1 protein-coding gene is annotated in these 272 nt (G+C 43.0%); it reads left to right on the top strand.

The annotated features are described in order from the left end of the window. Positions 1 to 272 (top strand): GNAT family N-acetyltransferase (locus ACPYOJ_RS35415; RefSeq protein WP_481420396.1); only part of this gene is annotated, 272 nt, incomplete at both ends.

Raw genomic sequence — 272 nt, 5'->3', positions numbered from 1 at the left:
CAGCGAATCACAAAACGTTATCAAAATGATCCGGCAGCAATATGCAGATAATGGTGTCGGCAGACTTGCCGTGATCGAAAAAGAAAGCAACCTGCTCATCGGATGGAGTGGATTAAAGCTTCTGACCCAGGAAGTGAATGGTTACAACAATGTCTATGACCTCGGATATCGTTTCATGCCCGAATTCTGGGGAAAAGGCTATGCTTTAGAATCCGCGCAAGCTTCTCTTGATTTCGGGTTTAATGGTTTAAAAATTGATACTATTTACGCTC

It is taken from the genome of Rhizobium sp. SVR5-9E (assembly GCF_056755095.1).
Note: the sequence above shows the minus strand (reverse complement) of the source record. Positions and strands in the feature narration are given on the sequence as shown.